We start from the raw sequence: 394 nt of genomic DNA, 5'->3' as shown, positions 1-394 counted from the left end.
AAAAATAAGTTGATCGCTGTGCGATCACGCTACTTGATGCTTGTTTCTTAATCAATGTCGATCTATCCAGTTTTCAAAGAACAAGTATTGGTGGAGCCTAGCGGGATCGAACCGCTGACCTCCTGCGTGCAAGGCAGGCGCTCTCCCAGCTGAGCTAAGGCCCCTAAGAGGAAATATGGTGGGCCTAAGTGGACTCGAACCACCGACCTCACGCTTATCAGGCGTGCGCTCTAACCAGCTGAGCTATAGGCCCTCTTGAGAAATTGTAGATTATATATAGAAGAAACACGATCAACAAAGTTGATGCCTGAACCTTCAAAACTGAACGCAAAACGTCAACCCGAACGAAGTTCGGTTCCGATAAAATCCTTAGAAAGGAGGTGATCCAGCCGCA

General features: G+C 47.7%; 2 tRNA genes. Both read right to left on the bottom strand.

Going from position 1 to position 394, the window contains the following annotated elements:
* Nucleotides 1-88 precede the first annotated feature (88 nt).
* Nucleotides 89-164: transfer RNA gene (locus AB9R92_RS02895), tRNA-Ala, on the bottom strand.
* 12 nt (nucleotides 165-176) lie between these two features.
* Nucleotides 177-253: transfer RNA gene (locus AB9R92_RS02890), tRNA-Ile, on the bottom strand.
* Nucleotides 254-394: the final 141 nt, after the last annotated feature.

This window comes from Planococcus sp. SSTMD024, from assembly GCF_041320495.1.
In the GTDB taxonomy this organism is placed as follows: domain Bacteria; phylum Bacillota; class Bacilli; order Bacillales_A; family Planococcaceae; genus Planococcus.
Note: the sequence above shows the minus strand (reverse complement) of the source record. Positions and strands in the feature narration are given on the sequence as shown.